The sequence below is a fragment of the Alysiella filiformis genome (assembly GCF_014054525.1).
In the GTDB taxonomy this organism is placed as follows: Bacteria; Pseudomonadota; Gammaproteobacteria; order Burkholderiales; family Neisseriaceae; genus Simonsiella; species Simonsiella filiformis.
Window position 1 is genome coordinate 2,120,072 of sequence record NZ_CP059564.1, and the last position, 18,700, is coordinate 2,138,771.

Annotated in this window: 17 protein-coding genes; 14 read left to right on the plus strand and 3 right to left on the minus strand. The window is 44.0% G+C overall.

Annotated features, from left to right (window positions below):
• Positions 1–9: 9 nt before the first annotated feature.
• Positions 10–4,929 carry a two-partner secretion domain-containing protein gene (locus H3L97_RS10455; protein ID WP_097113339.1) on the plus strand — a complete coding sequence of 1,640 codons (4,920 nt, stop codon included), beginning with the start codon at positions 10–12 and terminating at the stop codon, positions 4,927–4,929.
• 77 nt (positions 4,930–5,006) lie between these two features.
• Positions 5,007–6,629, plus strand: a complete 1,623-nt coding sequence (locus H3L97_RS10460) for a ShlB/FhaC/HecB family hemolysin secretion/activation protein (protein WP_179655760.1) — start codon at positions 5,007–5,009, stop codon at positions 6,627–6,629.
• Positions 6,630–6,684: 55 nt separating this feature from the next.
• Here H3L97_RS10460 and H3L97_RS10465 read toward each other — a convergent pair whose 3' ends face one another.
• Positions 6,685–7,422 carry a methionine ABC transporter ATP-binding protein gene (locus tag H3L97_RS10465; RefSeq protein WP_097113337.1) on the minus strand — a complete coding sequence of 246 codons (738 nt, stop codon included), beginning with the start codon at positions 7,420–7,422 and terminating at the stop codon, positions 6,685–6,687.
• A gap of 282 nt (positions 7,423–7,704) precedes the next feature.
• Positions 7,705–9,123, minus strand: coding sequence for a type I glutamate--ammonia ligase (glnA, locus tag H3L97_RS10470; protein WP_097113336.1), 1,419 nt, complete (start codon positions 9,121–9,123; stop codon positions 7,705–7,707).
• A 547-nt stretch (positions 9,124–9,670) separates the two neighbouring features.
• Between glnA and H3L97_RS10475 the strand changes: the two genes are divergently transcribed.
• The 11 genes from H3L97_RS10475 to mraY all read left to right on the plus strand — a co-directional run bounded on the left by H3L97_RS10475 (position 9,671) and on the right by mraY (position 16,416).
• On the plus strand, positions 9,671–10,594 hold the full coding sequence (locus H3L97_RS10475) for a MetQ/NlpA family ABC transporter substrate-binding protein (protein WP_097113335.1): 924 nt from the start codon (positions 9,671–9,673) through the stop codon (positions 10,592–10,594).
• Between the two features lie 76 nt (positions 10,595–10,670).
• Positions 10,671–11,102 (plus strand): META domain-containing protein, encoded by a 432-nt coding sequence (locus tag H3L97_RS10480; RefSeq protein ID WP_097113334.1) that lies wholly within the window; start codon positions 10,671–10,673, stop codon positions 11,100–11,102.
• Positions 11,103–11,134: 32 nt separating this feature from the next.
• The gene (locus tag H3L97_RS10485) at positions 11,135–11,710 is read left to right on the plus strand and encodes a GNAT family N-acetyltransferase (protein ID WP_097113333.1); all 576 of its coding nucleotides are present in this window, start codon (positions 11,135–11,137) and stop codon (positions 11,708–11,710) included.
• A gap of 30 nt (positions 11,711–11,740) precedes the next feature.
• A complete protein-coding gene (locus H3L97_RS10490) occupies positions 11,741–12,544 on the plus strand; it encodes a hypothetical protein (RefSeq protein WP_097113332.1) in 804 nt (267 codons plus the stop codon).
• A 37-nt stretch (positions 12,545–12,581) separates the two neighbouring features.
• Positions 12,582–12,770, plus strand: coding sequence for a lysozyme inhibitor LprI family protein (locus tag H3L97_RS10495; RefSeq protein WP_143269085.1), 189 nt, complete (start codon positions 12,582–12,584; stop codon positions 12,768–12,770).
• Positions 12,748–12,951, plus strand: a complete 204-nt coding sequence (locus H3L97_RS10500) for a lysozyme inhibitor LprI family protein (protein ID WP_097113330.1) — start codon at positions 12,748–12,750, stop codon at positions 12,949–12,951. Before H3L97_RS10495 ends, H3L97_RS10500 begins: the two co-directional genes overlap by 23 nt.
• A 31-nt stretch (positions 12,952–12,982) precedes the next feature.
• Positions 12,983–13,429: a hypothetical protein gene (locus tag H3L97_RS10505; protein ID WP_097113329.1), complete on the plus strand. Its 447-nt coding sequence runs from the start codon at positions 12,983–12,985 to the stop codon at positions 13,427–13,429.
• Positions 13,430–13,480: 51 nt separating this feature from the next.
• Positions 13,481–14,146, plus strand: coding sequence for a methionine ABC transporter permease (locus tag H3L97_RS10510; protein ID WP_034295050.1), 666 nt, complete (start codon positions 13,481–13,483; stop codon positions 14,144–14,146).
• 73 nt (positions 14,147–14,219) lie between these two features.
• On the plus strand, positions 14,220–14,498 hold the full coding sequence (locus H3L97_RS10515; RefSeq protein ID WP_097113328.1) for a type II toxin-antitoxin system RelB/DinJ family antitoxin: 279 nt from the start codon (positions 14,220–14,222) through the stop codon (positions 14,496–14,498).
• A gap of 31 nt (positions 14,499–14,529) precedes the next feature.
• The gene (locus H3L97_RS10520; RefSeq protein WP_097113327.1) at positions 14,530–15,225 is read left to right on the plus strand and encodes an aspartate/glutamate racemase family protein; all 696 of its coding nucleotides are present in this window, start codon (positions 14,530–14,532) and stop codon (positions 15,223–15,225) included.
• A 105-nt stretch (positions 15,226–15,330) separates the two neighbouring features.
• A complete protein-coding gene (mraY, locus tag H3L97_RS10525; RefSeq protein WP_097113326.1) occupies positions 15,331–16,416 on the plus strand; it encodes a phospho-N-acetylmuramoyl-pentapeptide-transferase in 1,086 nt (361 codons plus the stop codon).
• A gap of 661 nt (positions 16,417–17,077) precedes the next feature.
• Here mraY and H3L97_RS10530 read toward each other — a convergent pair.
• Positions 17,078–17,881 (minus strand): inositol monophosphatase family protein, encoded by an 804-nt coding sequence (locus H3L97_RS10530; RefSeq protein ID WP_097113324.1) that lies wholly within the window; start codon positions 17,879–17,881, stop codon positions 17,078–17,080.
• A 62-nt stretch (positions 17,882–17,943) separates the two neighbouring features.
• Here H3L97_RS10530 and H3L97_RS10535 point away from each other — a divergent pair, with 62 nt between their 5' ends.
• The gene (locus H3L97_RS10535; RefSeq protein WP_097113323.1) at positions 17,944–18,666 is read left to right on the plus strand and encodes a 16S rRNA (uracil(1498)-N(3))-methyltransferase; all 723 of its coding nucleotides are present in this window, start codon (positions 17,944–17,946) and stop codon (positions 18,664–18,666) included.
• Positions 18,667–18,700: the final 34 nt, after the last annotated feature.

Below are 18,700 nucleotides of genomic sequence, written 5' to 3' on the forward strand. Positions count from 1 at the left end.
GGACAAATCATGAATCATGTTTACCGCGTTGTGTACAATGCCGCCACCAACACCTATCAAGCCGTGCCAGAAAACAGCACAGGCAAACACAAAGCCATTTCCCAAAATACCGCAAGCACCCCGTCTGAAAAAGCAGACATGGGTGCTTATTTTTCATTAAAACCCAGCGTTTTGTGCGTTTTGTGTGCGGTAGCCATGGGTTTGGGCAGCAGTTTCACGCTGGCAGCCCCCACTGGCGGACAAGTCAGCGCAGGTGAAGCACGCATTCATCAGCATGGCAACATGACCGACATTCATCAGTCCAGCCCCAAAGCGGCAATCAACTGGCAAAGTTTTGGCGTGCAAAAAGGCGAAACCGTTAATTTCAAACAGCCCAATGCCGAATCCATTACACTCAATCGCGTGATTGGCAATGAAAAATCCATTATTGACGGCATCATCAATGCCAATGGTAAAGTGTTTGTTGCCAATCCGAATGGCATTTTAATGGGCAAAAATGCCCAAATCAATGTGGGCGCATTGCTTGCCACCACAGGCAAAATCAGCGACCGCGATTTCATGAACAACATGTTCCAATTTGACAAAGCCACAGGCAAAATCACGCAACTGGGCAACATCAAAGTACCCGAAGGTGGCGTGGTGGCATTGATTGCGCCCATCGTAGAAAACAAAGGCAAAATTACCGCGCCACAAGGCAAAGTGTTATTGGCTTCGGCGGAACAATTTTCCATTACCCTGCCTGACAATGGGCAATTTGCCTACACTTTGGACAGAGGCACTTTGCAAGGTTTGGTGGACAACGGCGGCGCGATTTTAGCGGACGGCGGTCATGTGATTTTGACCGCCAAAGGCACAGACGCAGTGAAAAAATCGCTGATTAAACACACAGGCAAAATTGAAGCCAATACCGTGCAAAATAAAAATGGCGTGATTGAATTATTGGGCGATTTGGACAACTCTCGCCTTGAAGTTTCAGGCAGCCTGAAAGCGGAAGCGAAAGAAAATGGCGATGGTGGTTTTATTGAAACCAGTGCGGCTGATGTCAAAATTCAAGAAACCGCACAAATTTCTACCCAAGCCAAAAATGGTAAAACAGGTATTTGGTTGATTGACCCACAAGATTTTACTGTATCTGATGGAACAGACGAACACACAGAGACTGGTATTGGTGCAGAAACTTTAAGCAATAATTTGCAAAAAACGGATATTAAAATTCAAACTGTTGCTACTGGTTCAGAGCAAGGCAATATTTATATTAATGCGCCTGTTTCATGGGATAAAAATAAATTAACCTTATCTGCACACAACGACATTCACATCAATAAGACTTTGAACGGTACAGGTACGGCGCAATTGGCTTTGGAATATGGTCAAGGCACGGCAGATGGCGGAGAAAGCGATTACCATATTATGATGGGTACAAAAGTTAATTTACCATCAGGCAGGACTTTTACTATTAAAAAAGGTAATTATGGAGAAACACTCAATTTTGTTGTGATTCATCAAATGCCTGAAATTGTAAAAAATAAAGACGGTGATTTTGAAAGTAGATTTCCCACAAATAATATTGCATTTGGTACTGATTTAGATGTTGGGTTTACTAAAAATTATGATGGATTTGCTGGATATACCTTACCTGAAAATAAAGGAACTATACATGGTTTGGGTCATACAATCAATAATCTTTATTTAAGAAATCAAAAAAACAAACGAGATACAGGTTTCATTCAAAAAGTAGTTAGCGTAAATAATGTAAATAATTATGCATATGGCATTAGAGATATTGGACTAAAAAATGTAGATATTCAATCTACTAGTAATTTTTCTGATACAGGTGGATTATCTGGGTGGACACCTTATATTAAAAATAGTTATGTTACTGGTAATATTGCAACTTCTGGTCAAGAATCTCAAGTAGGAGGACTTGCTGGCGAAACTCCATTAATTATTTCTAGTTATTTTAAAGGAAGTGTTTCTTCAACAGGTAGTGGTACACGAACAGGTGGTTTAGCGGGTAACGGTGGAAATATTTACCAATCTTATGTAGATGGAGATGTTAAGAGTAAAGGTCAACATTCATCTACAGGCGGTTTGATAGGTCTGGGACATAACATACAAAATTCTTATGCGATGGGTTCTGTAGTGACATCTGGTGAAAGGGCTGATGCAGGAGGTTTAATTGGTTGGGGAACTGGAATAGATAATAGTTATTCTAATAGTAAAATTGTAGCAATAGGTAAGGACTCCTATACTGGTGGGTTAATTGGCTCCTCTGATCGTACATTTTATGATACTGTTAAAAATAGTTTTTTTAGGAAAAATGAAGATTCAAATTTACAATCTATCGGAAAATTTGAAAGTAATAAAACAAATATTATGAATGTTTTAGGTAAACTAGACAGTGAAATGAAACAAGAATCCACCTTTACCGATTGGGATTTTGACAAAATTTGGTATATGAACCCAGATAGTATGCCAAAATTGCGCGTGTTTGCCACGCCTATTGGTATTACACAAACACAGCCAACACCGCCAGCTCCCCAACAAGCTGACGCAAGTGTTAAAGCACCTGACTTGTCCAAAACCTATGATGGCAAGCCAGTTAATTCTGTTGCCGATTTAACAGTACTACAAGGTTGGAAAGATGGATTTACCGCAACGGGTTTAAAAGATGGCGATACCGTAGATAATATTTTTCAGGTAGGCACACTAACCATTGATGAAAACAAAGGTAATTGGAAAGGTGCTGTTAATGTGAAAAAAGGTGGTTATGACATCTATCCAACAGGTAAGCTCAAAGATGAATTTAACCAAAAATACATCATTAGTGATTGGAAAAAAGGTATTTTAACGATTACTCCAAAGAAAATTGCGATTCACGGTAGTCGTGTGTACGATGGAACAAAAGAAGCACGAGACTCTGAAGTTAAAGAAATCAAAGGATTAATTGGCAATGATATGAAAACAGTCAAAGTAACAGGTTCAGGTACTTTGGCTGGAGCTGATGTTGTGCCAAATGGAACACAAAAACTCACATCATTGAAATATGGTGATAAAAAGCTGGCTTTAACTGGTAAAAATAGCCAAAACTACGAATTAATGCTTGATGGTAGCAAGTGGGAAATTAATAAACGTCCATTAATTATTCAGGCGATGAATAATTTTAAACCTTTGTATGAAACCAATCCAGATAAACAGAATATTGGTATTTTAATAGAAAGTGAAACTAAAAATCGCGGTCTTGTAAAAGGTCAAGAGATTAAAGATATTGGATTGAATTTTTCGTTAACTGATACCCAAGCCAAAAAAGCCAAATTGCATGATATATATGCAGTTACACCAAATAATGCTCATTTTTCTAAAGGTAAGGCTTCAAACTATGATATTCAGTATAAACCTGGCAAGATTTTAGTCATTCCACAAGCTGTTGTACCCGATAATAATTTCCCAATTAATATGGAAGAACACAAAGCAAAAACTGTTGCAGACTATGCAGCTACGCTGAATGATATTTATGATGAAATTTTATTGGCTGACGCGGTATATGGTGCAGGAAGTGTATTTGGAGATAAGGAAAAAGGTATTGCTCCAGTAGAAATAGGTTCAAATTCTCGCTTTTTTGAAGTTTATGAGATTGCTGATAAAAATGCCATAGGTGGAAAACGTTATGAATTAAAGCCTTATGATAAAGATGCCAAAGGAAAATATTTGGAGCTAGTTACAGAAAATTTAACCAATAAAAATCCAAATGTTCAGCATATTAATGTTATTGATATTAGCGCAAAAGATGAAACAGATAAAAAAGGGGCTGGTTTAGCTGCAGCCGTGTACAAGAAATCTGGTACAAATAAGTATTTTATTGTCTTCAGAGGCACTGATGATGGTCATCCTTTATCGCTATTTAATGCAGATGGAAGAAATAATGTACTACCCCATAAACCTCAATATCATGAAGCATATAAATGGGCAAGTAACATGATTAATTTAATAAAAAATGATCAAAATGCAGAAATAAAATTTGTAGGGCATTCTCTTGGTGGTGGCTTAGCATCTTATACGGCTATTTCACTAGATAGGAAGGGGATATTTTTTAATGCTGCTCAATTAACTTCAGATTATAATTTATTCGCAAAAAGCAATTACATGGGACATGCTGCTTTGGCAGACTTATATTATTCTCATTCGAGACCATATAGGAAAGGTTATGCATTTAATAGGGATAAAGTGGCTTCCACAGATTTATCTACGGAAGATTTATATGATACACAAAATATTTACTTTTTATCCGAACAAGATACTTTAGGTGGAAAAATCACGGGAGATTTAGACCATGTAATGCCACATATTCATTTCACTCGTCATGCTGTAAATATTGTGGATGAAAACTACAAACTTCTTGAAAAGAAGCCAATAGTACATCAAAAACATACTTGGTTTTATCGTAGTCATAAAAATTCAGAGGCTAAAAAGAACCAAGCGAATGCTGAAGTTGAAAAATTAAAAGCAACTTTACCTAAAGTTTGTCATGATATTAAATGTCAAAACTATCAGGTGTTATTAAAAGCTCAACAAGATGCAAATGATAAGACTAGGCAATATCATACAGTTATTATCCCATATACTGTATCTTATAGTAAACCACTAGATAATGGTGAAGCAAATGTATCTTTAGATAAATGGTTTACTCCACGACTGCGAGCGGGCATAAATAATTTGGTATTACCTGAAAATTCGCGTATTAAAAATACTAACAATCATCGAATGACGATTACTTTTTCTGATGGTAGTAAATTGGAGTTAGAACCAAATACTGTTATTCAAATGAAGTATGAGTCAGGGAAAGATATTGCAAGTACAGTTCAAATTATTTCTGGTAGTGCAACTGCTATTATTAAGGGTAAAAGGATTGAGAGAAATGTAAATCAATAATTTGCATAAAATAGGTCAATTTATCCTAATAAAAAATTACGATTTAAATTTTTCCCGAAATGAAAAGGTTTAAAAATATGAAAAAAACACTTTATCTAGCAGCCTTGGTATATATGCCCGCATTCGTACTGGCTGAAATCCCCAATGCTGGCTCCATTTCACGCGAAGCTGAAACCCAACTTGCGCCCATTCAAGGGCAAATTGCCACGCCCACAGTTCACGCGCCCATTTCAGCCAGCCAAGACCGCACGCCCATTGCCGTCCAACAAATCATCTTAAATGGACGCACTTTACTGGACGAAAGTCAATTTCAACCCCTGTTAAATCAATATATTGGCAAAGAAACCACCTTTGGCGGATTGCAAATTTTGGCGCAAAATATTGCCGATGTTTACCATAAAGCAGGTTATCCGCTTGCCACAGCCCTTGTGCCACCCCAACGCATTGAAAATGGCGTGATTACGCTGGAAATCGTAGAAGGGCGCACGGCTGGCGTGGAATTGAACAACCAATCTCGCGTAAACAATACGGTGGTGCAAAACCATTTGAATCGTGGCATCAAGCCCAATCAAGCCTTAAAACAGGCTGACAGCGAACGCGCTTTGCTTTTATTGAAAGATTTGGCTGGCACCGAAGAAGTCGGCTACCGTTTGCAACCCATTGAGCAGGGCATGGCGGTTGCGGTGGATTTGGGCAAAGCCCCATTGATTGATGGTTTTGTGCAGGTGGACAATCATGGCTCAAAATCCACAGGCACGGTTCGCACCCGCGCTGGTGTGAATTTCAACAGCCCATTTGGTCATGGCGAACGCCTTTCTGTTCAGGGTATGAGCAGCTTTAAAGGTGTGCATTTTGCGCGTTTGGGCGCGGATGTGCCTTTGGGCAGCGATGGCTTAACCGCCAGCTTGGGCGTGGCGCAAACGCGCTATGATTTGGGCGGTGCATTCAAAGATTTGGACGCAACGGGTCAATCCAATACGCTGGATTTGGCGTTGCGTTATCCGATTGTCCGCAGCAATCAAAACAATGTTTGGTTGAACTTGGGCGCGGAAAACCGCAAATTAAAAGACGAAGTGGGTGCAACCCAAACCCTGACTCGCAAAAGCCTGCGTTCCGCCAATGTGGGGATTAATGCAACTTTGCAAGATGATTCGGGCTACACCCAACTGGGTATGAACCACACTTTGGGGCATTTGGACATCAAAAGTGCTGACGCTTTGGCAATAGACCGTGTTTCGGCAAAAACCGATGGCAATTATTACAAAGGCACGGCTGCGGTGTCGCGCACACAATTCATCACGCCCAAATTCAGCTTAACAGGTAGCCTGAACGGGCAATGGGCAAACAAAAATCTGGATTCGGCAGAACAAATGAGTTTGGGCGGTTCAGACAGCGTGGCGGCATACCACAGCAACAATGTTTCGGCAGATTCGGCATTAGTCGCGCAATTTGAAGGGCGTTATGCGTTTTCCCCTGCTTTTGCTTTGGGCGCGTTTTATGATGTGGGTCGTGGCAAATTGCGCCAAAAACCGTTTACCGATGGCGAAAATTCGGCAAAATTGCACGGTGGCGGTGTGGGCGTATACAGCCAATACAAAGGCTTGTCTTTACAAGGTAAAGTAGCGTGGCAAGGCAGTAAGGCGCGTTTTAGTCAAAACAAAAATCCGCGTGTTTGGGTGAAAGCGGGTTACAACTTCTGAATCATGATTTGGGCAGCTTTTCTTGCATGAATGGCAAACAAGCTGCCTGAACCATTCAATCATCTCTTAACAATTCTTGCCCGATTTCGGATTGCGCCAAAATTTCGCCGTTTTTCACTTCTGCCACTTCCAGCAATTTGCCTTGATGCAACAAGGCGGTGCGATGACACAATTTGCGAATCACGCTCATTTCGTGGGTAACAATCACAATGGTTACTTGAAAACGTTCGTTGATGTCTTTCAGGCAGGCTAACACGCTGCGTGTGGTAATCGGGTCCAGCGCGGAAGTGGGTTCGTCTGCCAAAATCACGCTGGGCTGGGGCGCAAGCGCACGGGCTATGCCGACACGTTGTTTTTGTCCGCCCGACAACTGTGCGGGATAATGCCCTGCTCTTTCGCTCAAATCCACAATTTCCAAGCATTCTGCCACACGCGGTGCGATTTTTTCAGGCTGCCAGCCTGCAATTTCCAATGGAAATGCCACGTTTTCGGCAACGGTTCGGTTGCTCAATAAATTGAATTGTTGAAACACCATGCCGATGTGTTGGCGTGCTTGGCGTAATTGGGCTTCGTTCATGGCGGTCAGGTCTTGATTATTGACCCAAACTTTGCCTGTATCGGGGCGTTCCAACAGATTGATAAGGCGCAATAATGTGGATTTGCCCGCGCCCGAATAGCCCATCAAACCGAAAATTTCGCCTTGTTCTATGGTTAAGCTGGTTGGTTCTACGGCGGTAAAGCGCGTTTTGTCGCGGTTTTGGTATTGTTTGGAAACATTGTCTAAAATAATCATGATTTTGCCATTAAGATGAGAAACACAGGTTTTCAGGCAGCCTGAAAGCCCTAAAACCACTTTTCAGGCTGCCTGAAAAGTGGTTTCTTCCGTCAATTCAAAATATTAACGCGAGTTTAGAATGGAAGTCATTGATTTGTTAAGCAACCCAATCCCCTCTCCTGTGAGAGAGGGTTAGGGAGAGGGTTCTCCGTCAACAAGCCCTCTCTCCAACGCTTTCCCACAGGGAGAGAGAGCCAGTGTGTTGGTGCATTCAAAGGAACTTATCCAAAATTCACGTTATTACAAAGAATAGTACATTTCAAATTCCAAAGGATGCGGTGCCATTTGCATGCGGCGCACGTCTTCTTCTTTGAATGCGATGTAGCTGTCAATCCAATCTTTGCTGAACACGCCACCGCGCGTCAAAAATTCGTGGTCTTCGCGCAAGGCTTGCAAGGCTTCTTCCAAAGACGCGCACACGGTTGGCACTTGGGCATCTTCTTCGGGTGGCAAATCGTACAAATTTTTGGTGGCAGGGTCGCCAGGGTGGATTTTGTTTTGAATGCCGTCCAAGCCAGCCATCAGCAATGCCGCAAAGCACAAATACGGATTGGCGGCTGGGTCGGGGAAACGCGCTTCAATGCGTACCGCCTTGGGGCTGCTTACAGACGGAATGCGAATGGACGCGGAACGGTTTTTTGCCGAATACGCCAATTTCACAGGGGCTTCAAAATGCGGCACAAGGCGTTTGTAGGAATTGGTGGCAGGGTTGGTAATCGCGTTCAAGGCTTTGGCGTGTTTGATGATGCCGCCAATGTAATACAATGCCGTTTCAGACAGCCCCGCATAGCCATCGCCAGCAAACAGGTTTTTGCCGTCTTTCCAAATGGATTGATGAACGTGCATACCACTACCGTTGTCGCCCATAAGCGGTTTGGGCATAAAGGTGGCGGTTTTGCCGAAATTGTGTGCCACATTCCAAATCACATATTTTTGGTCTTGCGTCCAGTCGGCGCGTTTAACCAAAGTGCTGAATTTGGTGCCAATTTCCATTTGGCTGCCTGTACCCACTTCCTGATGATGCACTTCCACAGGCACGCCAATTTCTTCCAAAATGCGAACCATAGCCGAGCGCAAATCCTGCCCTTGGTCAATCGGCGCAACAGGCGCGTAGCCACCTTTGACCACCGAACGATGACCCGTATTTTGCCCATCATAATGTTTGCCGCTAGACCAAGCTGCTGATTCGGAAGTGATTTCAAAACGCGCTTTGTGCATGTGCGTTTCAAATTCAATGCCATCAAACACGAAAAACTCGGGTTCAGGACCAAAAAATGCCGTGTCGCCAATGCCAGACGATTTCAAATACGCTTCGGCACGTTTGGCGATGGAACGTGGGTCGCGGTCGTAGCCTTTGCCTTCGGCAGGGTCAATCACATCGCAGGTCATGACCAAAGTTGCGTCATCGTAAAATGGGTCAATGTAGGCGGTGTCGGGGTCGGGGCGCATTTGCATATCCGATGCTTGAATGCCTTTCCAACCGCCAATAGACGAACCGTCAAAGGCTTGACCGTTTTCAAACCATTCTTCGGGGTCGTCCAGCACAACACGCGCTGGAATGGTAAAGTGATGTTGTTTGCCTTTTGTGTCGGTAAAACGCAAATCCACAAAACGCACATCGTTGTCTTCAATCATTTGAATGACTTTTTTGATGGACATGATTGCTGCTCCGTAAACATAAAGAGATGATAAGAAAAAAATCGGGGCTATTGTGCCACATCGCCCCCCATTTGTTAAATGTATTTTACATTTGTTAAAGCGATTTTCAGGCTGAAACTTTTGCAAAACTCGGTTTGTAGGGGTAGATTTCATATCCACCCTGTTTAGAATTGCAGAAATTTTTATTTTATCAATAACGTGAACTCGGGATAAGTAACTGTCAATTTGCCAACAAACCTGCCCTCTCTCCCTATGGGAGAGAGTTGGAGAGAGGGCTTGTTGAGCAGCATACCCTCTCCCCAGCCCTCTCCCACAGGGAGAGGGAGCCAAGTTACTTAAATTTATCAATCACTTTTATCCCGAACTCGCGTTATCAATAAATTAAAAAAGGGCAGATATCAAATCCGCCCCTACGCCAGCTCAAAAGTGGGTTTTGCAAAGGTTTCAGGCTGCTTTTGCCAAATCATTTAATTAATATGGGAATTTGCTATAATCATGCGTTTCAGGCTGCCTGAAAAGCATTTTGTATCATTTTTTGGAGTTTTTTATGAATCAAGCATTTCAATTATCATTGGCGGGCGTGATTGCCTTGGCATTGTCGGCTTGCGGTGGACAGCAGCAAAATCCAACCCCACCAGCCAATGCCGCATCTGGCGCGGCAGCACCTGTGGTGGCAAAAGCCGAAATCCGTTTTGGCACCACCCCTGGTGATTTTGGCGACATGGTTAAAGAACAAATTCAACCCATGTTGGAGAAAAAAGGCTACAAAGTCACGCTGACCGAATTCCCCGACTACGTTACCCCCAACAAGGCTTTGGCAGAAAACAACATTGACATCAACATCTTCCAACACAAACCTTATTTAGACGGCTTTAAAACCGAACACAAATTGGATTTGGTGGAAGTGTTCCAAGTGCCAACCGCGCCTTTGGGCTTGTACGCTGGCAAATTGGCAAAATTGGAAGACGTGAAAGAAGGCAGCAGCGTATCCATTCCCAACGACCCATCTAATTTGGCGCGCGCCTTGGTGATGTTGGACGAATTGGGCTGGATTAAACTGAAAGACGGCATTGACCCACTCAAAGCCGCCGTGAGCGACATTGGCGACAACATCAAAAAAATCAAATTAGTGGAAATGGAAGCGGCAAACTTGCCCCGTTCACGCCAAGACGTTGATTTTGCGATTGTCAATGGCAACTACGCCATGTCTTCTGGCATGAAATTGACCGAAACCCTGTTTCAAGAACCCAGCTTTGCCTATGTGAACTGGTCTGCCGTGCGCACCGCCGACAAAGACAGCGCGTGGGTCAAAGACATTACCGATGCCTACAATTCCGATGAATTTAAATCGTATGCCAAAGCCAAATTTGCGGGCTACAAATTCCCTGCCGCTTGGGGCGAAAATGCCGCCAGTGGCGCAAAAGCGGAAGCCTCTGCTGTGGCAGCGTCATCGGCATCGGCAGCGCAATAATTGGATTTAAAACAAAATTCAGGCAGCCTGAACGCGCATTTGGGCTGCCTGAAAAACCAAATAAGGCAATCAAATCATGATGAAACCCATTTTATCTGCAATGGCTTTGGCGGCTGTGGCTGCCTGCACCGCCCCCAATCCAGCCGCCACCACAACAAGCCACACCAGCACTCCACCAACCCATTTACAACAACAATGGAAATTGATTCAATTTCAAACCTTTCAACCCAAAGAATTGACACAAAGCATTTTGGATTTGCGCCAATTACCACGCGCTTATGCCACGGTGGGTTGCAATGGCATGAATTTTCAGGCAGCCACCAACGCCCCCAATCTTTGGCAAGTGCAAGGCGTGGCAATGACGCGCATGCACTGCCCCGATGTGGCAAAATTGGAAATGGCGTTTGCCAAGCAGATTCAGGCAGCCACACATTATCGTTTGGAAAACAATCGCTTGATTTTGCAAGATGACAAAGGCAGCACCATGGTTTTTGAAGCCACAAACTGATTTTTCAGGCAGCCTGAAAGAAAGCAAACCCCATGAATTTCATTCCCCAAGATTTGATTTTAAAACACAATCATGTCCGCCTGGAACCACTCACATTGGCACATGAAACGGGTTTGCACCAAGCCGTTTGCGATGGCGAATTGTGGCGTTTGCCCTATACAACCGCCCCTGCACCGCATGAAGTGGCAGACTACATTCAAGAAGCCATCAACACACGCTATCCCTTTGCCGTGATTGACGAAAGCAATGAAAAAGTGGTCGGCACAAGCAGTTTTTACGAAATCAACCCACAAGTGCCGCGCGTGGAAATCGGCTACACTTGGTACGCCCAAAGCGCACAACGCACCCACATCAACACAACGTGCAAATTTTTGTTGATGAATTATGCTTTTGAAACATTGGCTTGCCACGTTATTGGCTGGCGCACCGACATCATCAACACACGCTCGCAAGCCGCGATTGAACGCTTGGGCGCAAAAAAAGACGGCATATTGCGCGGTTTCCAACTTCGCAAAGACGGCACAATCCGCGATACCGTGATGTACAGTCTATTGGCAAGCGAATGGCTGGAAAGTAAATCCCATTTATTGAAAAAATTGCAAAAATAAAGTTTCAGGCAGCCTAAAACGGAGAAAATCATGAAAAAAACCTTATTATTCAGCTTACTGTTTTTAAGTGGCAATGTTTTCGCGCAAACACCCGAACAAATTATCCAAAAAATCTATCCCAAATATTCGCAACAAAATCAATGTCATCAAGTGCAAGATGGCGATGCGGGCGATTATTGCATGCGCCAACACAAGCGCGAAATCCGCGATACCGCACAAGGTAAGCTGATGTATTTATTGTACAAAGGCGACCGCTTTGATTTTACTGAAAATCGCGAAGACAGCGCACACGTGTTTACAGGTTTGGCGGGATTTTTTGTGTTGAAACACCAATCGGGCAATGATTGGGCATTGCTCGCCAGCGCACCGCGTGAAAGCGTGGGTTCATTTGGCGTTGCGCCCGAAAAATGGACGTTCCACGAATTTGGCAAAGACAAATGGGGCTTTTTGACCACGCACGGCGATGTTCATCAAGGCGTTTCAGGCAGCCATTATGTGCTGTTCCACCACAATGGCGGGCGCAAAATCGGCGTAAGCTGGCTGGGCGAAAGCCACAGCAATTACGGCTATTATGGCGACAAATGCGAAATTTACGAAGACGAACCGAAAAACCAAAAAGATTGCGTGAAAAACACCTTGCAAAGTTTGGACAGCAAAATCAAAATCTTGCGCGACCAAACGCCAAGCGGCGGTTTTTACCCCATTCAAATCACGGTAGACGGTCATGTGGGGCAGAAAAAATACCGCCAACAGGTTTACCGCATGAATTTTGACGCCAAATCAGGCAAATACATTGAGCCGAAAAATTATGTTTTGAAAGACATAGAATATTGAGCCAAATATTTTTCAGGCAGCCTGAAAGGTGATTTTGATGAAAAAATCTTTATTTTTAATGATGTTGTGTTTGCCCTTGTTGGCGCAAGCCGTTTGCGAAAAAGGCAATGTTTACGAAGACATAGATTGCCATGAACGTGAAATCGCCAAAATCAAACCGAAAATGAACGCCACTTACCGCGAATTGGTCAAACTGAACACGCATGAACGCGCACAAAAGTTTTGAACAATCACAAAAATTGTGGTTGCAATTCATTGAAAAAGATTGTGAATTTGAAAATACGCCCAGCGCAATGGCACAAGGTGCAGGCTCTGGATTGGGTTTGTTGGCGTGCAAACATGAACGTTACGCGGCACGATTGAAACAAATGCAAAATATTGTGCGTGAATTGCGTGAATTAAAATAAATTTTCAGGCAGCCTGAAAGGGTTTTTGACGATGAAAAAACGGATTTTGATGTGTTTTTTGGTATTGCTAAATGGTTTTGCTTATGCCAAATCGGAAAGGCAGATTTTGTTTGCTTGTAAAACAAAAAACAATAAAATCATTCAATTAAGTAAACAAAATGACCGCATTCATTATCAATTTGGCAAAAATTTCAGGCAGCCTGAATGGCGTTTTTCTGTACCAATTGGCGAAGTTTATGGCACAAGCACACGCGTGATTGCGGACAATGGCGAAAATATTGAAACCATTGATATTTTTCTGACAAACGGTACAGTTTTATTTAGTCCCTATATGATTGGTCAGCAAAAATCTGGCTTATGGCTGCGAAACAGCATGGGCAAAGTCTCGGACGTGGTTTGCAAACCCAAAACTTTGCAATTTAATACAAGCATTTTTAAGCAACTCAATCATGATGTTCCTGCTGAATTTTATGATTGATTTTTCAGGCAGCCTGAACCCCTTTTTTAACCCACTATTTTAAAAATAATCATGAATTTAGAAAACATCATCAAATTACTCCCCGAATTTCAAAAAGCCCTGTTGGAAACCTTGTTAATGGTGGGCGTGTCCGCCAGCGTGAGCGTGGTTTTGGGCGGACTGCTGGGCGTGTGGCTGTTCACGACTGGGCGCGGACAAATCTTTGAAAACACAAAATTAAATGGCGTGTTAAGCTGGCTGGTCAGTTTTATGCGCGCGTTTCCGTTTGTGATTTTGATGATAGTGCTGATGCCGCTCACACGCCTGATAGTCGGCACATCATTTGGTTGGGGCGCGGCTTGCGTGTCGTTGAGCGTGGCGGCAAGTTTTTATTTTGCGCGTTTGGTGGAACAAAATCTCAACGAAGTCCCCAAAGGCGTGATTGAGGCGGCGCAAGCCATGGGTGCATCACGCAAAACCATTATTTTCAAAGTGTTATTGAGCGAGGCACGTTCGGGCTTGGTGTTGAGCGTTACCATTTTGATGATTGCGATTTTGGGCGAAAGCGCGGCGGCTGGCTTGATTGGCGGCGGCGGCATTGGCGATTTGGGGATACGTTACGGACACCAGCGTTATATGCCCGATGTGATGGCGGCGGTGGTGGCGATTTTGACGGTATTGGTGGTTGCCATGCAAACTTTGGGTAATGTGTTGTCCAAAAAATTGAATAAGCGTTGATTTTTCTGTTTCAGGCAGCCTGAAAATCCATAAAATACCCTTTACAATTCAATCAAGACAAAGGAGTCATCAAATGAGTTACAGCCATATTCATTTCCTTGCTGATGAAAACATTAAAAAACAAGCCTTTGACGTCATCAAAAGTCATGGCTTAACGCCTGCCAAAATGTTCAATTTGCTGTTGGCAGAAATTGCGCGAACGCGGGTTTTACCTGTGAATGTGAATCCACACAGTTATGCCACAACACAAAATACTTTGGCGGAAAAATTGGCTTGTGATGATGGTTTGGATATTGAATTTGAACGCATAGATTTGGGTTTGCGTGAAGTAGCAATAAAAACAAGCTATTAAGATGATGAACACAGGTTTTAAGGATAAGCACATGAAAACAATCGGCATTATCGGTGGCATGTCGCCCGAAAGCACCGCGATTTATTACACGCAAATCAACCGTTTGGTCAATGCGCGTTTGGGCGGCAACCACAGCGCGAAAATCATCTTACAAAGCCTTGAATTTGAAGAAATTGTCCAAAAGCAAAAATCGGGCGATTGGCAAGGCGCAGGCGCAATTTTGGCGCAATCGGCAAAAAATCTGCAAAACGCAGGGGCAGACGCGATTGTGTTGGCAACCAATACCATGCACAAAGTGGCTGATTTAATTGAACAAAATATTGATGTACCCTTTTTGCACATTTTGGACGCGGTCGCGGAAAACATTCAACAAAATCAAATGCACACCGTGGGTTTGCTCGGCACGCGCTTTACCATGCAAGATGATTTTTACCGTGGCGGATTGGCAGTGCGTGGCATACAAGCCCTTGTTCCCAATGATGAAACGCAAGCGGAAATCCACCGCATTATTTTTGAAGAATTGTGTGTGGGCAAAATCCACGCATCCAGCAAACAATTTTATCTGAACACGATGGCGGATTTGGCAAAACAAGGCGCACAGGGCGTGATTTTGGGTTGTACCGAAATCGGTTTGCTGGTTAATCAAGAAGATATGGATTTGACCTTGTTTGACACCACCGACATTCACATTCAAAAAGCGGTGGAATTTGCGTTTCAGGCTGCCTGAAAAGCCCAATTATGCTAAAATTTCGCGCTGTTTTTGGCGTTCAGGCTGCCTGAAAACGCTTGGGCAACGCCAAGCCATTTTATGATTCACAATTAGGAACGCAATATGTTGATTTACCTAGCAGAATATTTGCAACAATACGTTACGATATTCAATGTTTTCCAATACACCACTTTTCGTACCGTTATGGCAGCTTTAACGGCGTTGGGGTTCAGCCTGCTTTTTGGTCCTTGGACAATCCGTAAATTGACTTTGCTGAAAGTGGGTCAAGCCGTACGCACCGATGGGCCTCAAACCCATTTGGTTAAAAACGGCACCCCCACCATGGGCGGTTCGCTGATTTTAACCGCCATTACCATTGCCACTTTGCTGTGGGCAAAATGGGACAATCCCTATGTGTGGGTGTTGTTGCTGGTGTTGCTGTTTACAGGCGCATTGGGTTTTTACGATGATTGGCGTAAAGTGGTTTACAAAGACCCCAATGGCGTATCGGCAAAATTCAAAATGGTGTGGCAAAGTGCGGTGGCTTTGGCGGCAGGTTTGGCGTTGTTTTATTTGGCGCAAAACAATGCCAATAATATTTTGATTGTGCCATTTTTCAAGCAAGTGGCATTGCCTTTGGGCGTGGTGGGCTTTATGGTTTTGTCGTATTTAACCATTGTTGGCACGTCCAATGCCGTGAATTTGACCGATGGTTTAGATGGCTTGGCATCGTTTCCTGTGGTGTTGGTGGCAGGCGGTTTGGCGATTTTTGCTTATGCAACGGGACACGCGCAATTTGCCGACTACCTGCAATTACCCTATGTGGCTGGCGCGAATGAAGTTGTGATTTTTTGTGCGGCAATTTGTGGCGCGTGTTTGGGCTTTTTGTGGTTCAATGCTTATCCTGCACAAGTGTTTATGGGCGATGTGGGCGCGTTGGCATTGGGTGCGGCTTTGGGTACGGTTGCCGTGATTATTCGTCAAGAATTTGTGTTGGTGATTATGGGCGGCTTGTTTGTGGTGGAGGCGTTGAGCGTGATGTTGCAAGTGAGCTGGTACAAACGCACCAAAAAACGCATTTTCCTGATGGCACCCATTCATCATCATTATGAACAAAAGGGCTGGAAAGAAACCCAAGTGGTTGTTCGCTTTTGGATTATCACGATTATTTTGGTGTTGATTGGTTTGAGTACGCTGAAAATTCGTTGAAACCATTTTCAGGCAGCCTGAAACTTGTAAAACCCACTTTTTAAACTGACGTAGGGGCGGATTTCATATCTGCCCCTTTTTTTCCATTTATGGTCAATTCATTTATTTGCGCTCTACCACCGTGTGTGCGCATTACTTTTTGAAAAGTAAGCCAAACACCCCAATACACATCTATTTTATTCTTTAAAAAAGTATTTTGGTACTTTCAGGCAGCCTGAAACTTTTGCAAAACTCGGTTTGTAGGGGCTCTGCCCTGTTTAGAATTGCAGAAATTTTTATTTTTATCAAAAACGTGAACTCGGGATAAGTCACTGTCAATTTGCCAACAAACCTGCCCTCTCTCCCTATGGGAGAGAGTTGGAGAGAGGGTTTGTTGAGCAGCATACCCTCTCCCCAGCCCTCTCCCACAGGGAGAGGGAGCAAAGTGACTTAAATTTATCAATCACTTTTATCCCGAAATCGCGTTATCAATAAATTGAAAAAAGGGCAGATATGAAATCTGCCCCTACGAATTGAGTTTTGCAAAAGTTTCAGCCTGAAATGTTTTTTGAAACACAAACTGTTCCACATTAAGGTATTTGGCTTACTTTTTTAAAAAGTAAGTCGCCGAAGGCAAAATCCATTTTTGTAGGATAATGAAAAGGCTGCCTGAAAACGTTTTTTACTGATTTTCGCGTATCCACTTTACCCATTTTTCAAACAAATCGGGCTGAATCGCGGCAATGGCAGAACGCTTGAAAACGTGTTTGCCACTCCAAAAATCATCGCCTTCCAAAGTGGCGAGTTTGCCGCCAGCTTCGGTAAAAATCAACGCGCCTGCGGCATAATCCCACAAATTCTGCCCGCCATGCACATACACATCATAACGCCCTGCCGCCAAATAACACCAATCCAAAGTGCTGCTTCCCAAACTGCGTATGCTGCGTATGGGCGATAGCGTGTGTATGCGCGTGGACAAATTGCCCGAACGCAAACGTTTCACTTCCACCCCCGCCACCGCGTCTTGCAAACGCGGTGATGATTGGCGCAAAGGCAATTTTTGCCCATTCAAAAACGCGCCACCACCTTGACTGGCGTAAAACGTTTCTTGGGAAATGGGATTGTGTATCACACCCAGTTGCGGCACGCCCTGCTGCACAAACGCCACCGACACCGCAAAATGCGGCAAACCATTCAAAAAATTGGTGGTGCCGTCTATGGGGTCAATAATCCACAAGCCGCTTTGATTGTGTTGCCACAAATGCTTTTGCTGTTCGGGCGACATTTCCTCGCCCAAAACGGGGGCATTGATGATTTCAGGCAGCCTGAACGCCAGCTGCGCTTGCATGGCAAGGTCGGCTTCGGAAAGCAAACTGCCGTCTGATTTGATTTGGCTTTTGGCATTCAAAAAGCGTGGTACGATTTCGGCTTGGGCAACTGTTGCAATTATTTCATTTAATTGAAGTATTTTTTCATGATTTATCATAAATTTTCCCAGCCAATGCGTGATAAAATGGGCAATATTAACCCATTTAATTCAACAAAACCATGCCCCGATTTTATGTTTCCCAAGATTTATCGCCCCAACAAACATTCAGGCTGCCTGAAAACGTGGTGCGCCACATACAGGTTTTGCGTTTGCGCGTGGGCGAAAACATCGTTTTGTTCAACGGCAACGGCAACGCCTACATCGCCCATTTACAGGAATTGGGCAAACGCGAAGCCACATGTCAAATCATTGATGTGGCAGAACAATCTGCCGAAAGTCCACTCCATATTCAGTTGGTGCAAGCCATTTCAAGCGGCGAACGCATGGATTTTACCCTACAAAAAAGCGTGGAATTGGGCGTGAGCCGCATTCAGCCCATTGTCAGCGAACGCTGCGTGGTCAAACTATCTGGCGAACGCGCCGACAAGCGTGTGCAACGCTGGCAAGAAATCGTGATTGCCGCTTGTGAACAATGTGGGCGAAATCGCATTCCCGAAGTCTTACCCATTGTTTCTTTAAAAGATTATTTGCAGCAAAAAGAAACGCATTTGCACATTTTGATGAGTTTACGCCACGCCAAAAGTCTGCGCGACATCGACCCTGTGCCACAAAACATCAGCTTACTCATCGGACCCGAAGGCGGCTGGACGGCAACAGAAGAACAATGGGCATTTGATTCAGGCTGCCAAGCCATCACGCTGGGCAAGCGCGTGTTGCGTACCGAAACCGCATCGTTGGCAGCCATTGCCGCCATGCAAACTTTGTGGGGCGATTTTGTGTGAAAAAGGTTTCAGGCAGCCTGAAAACCCAACATTT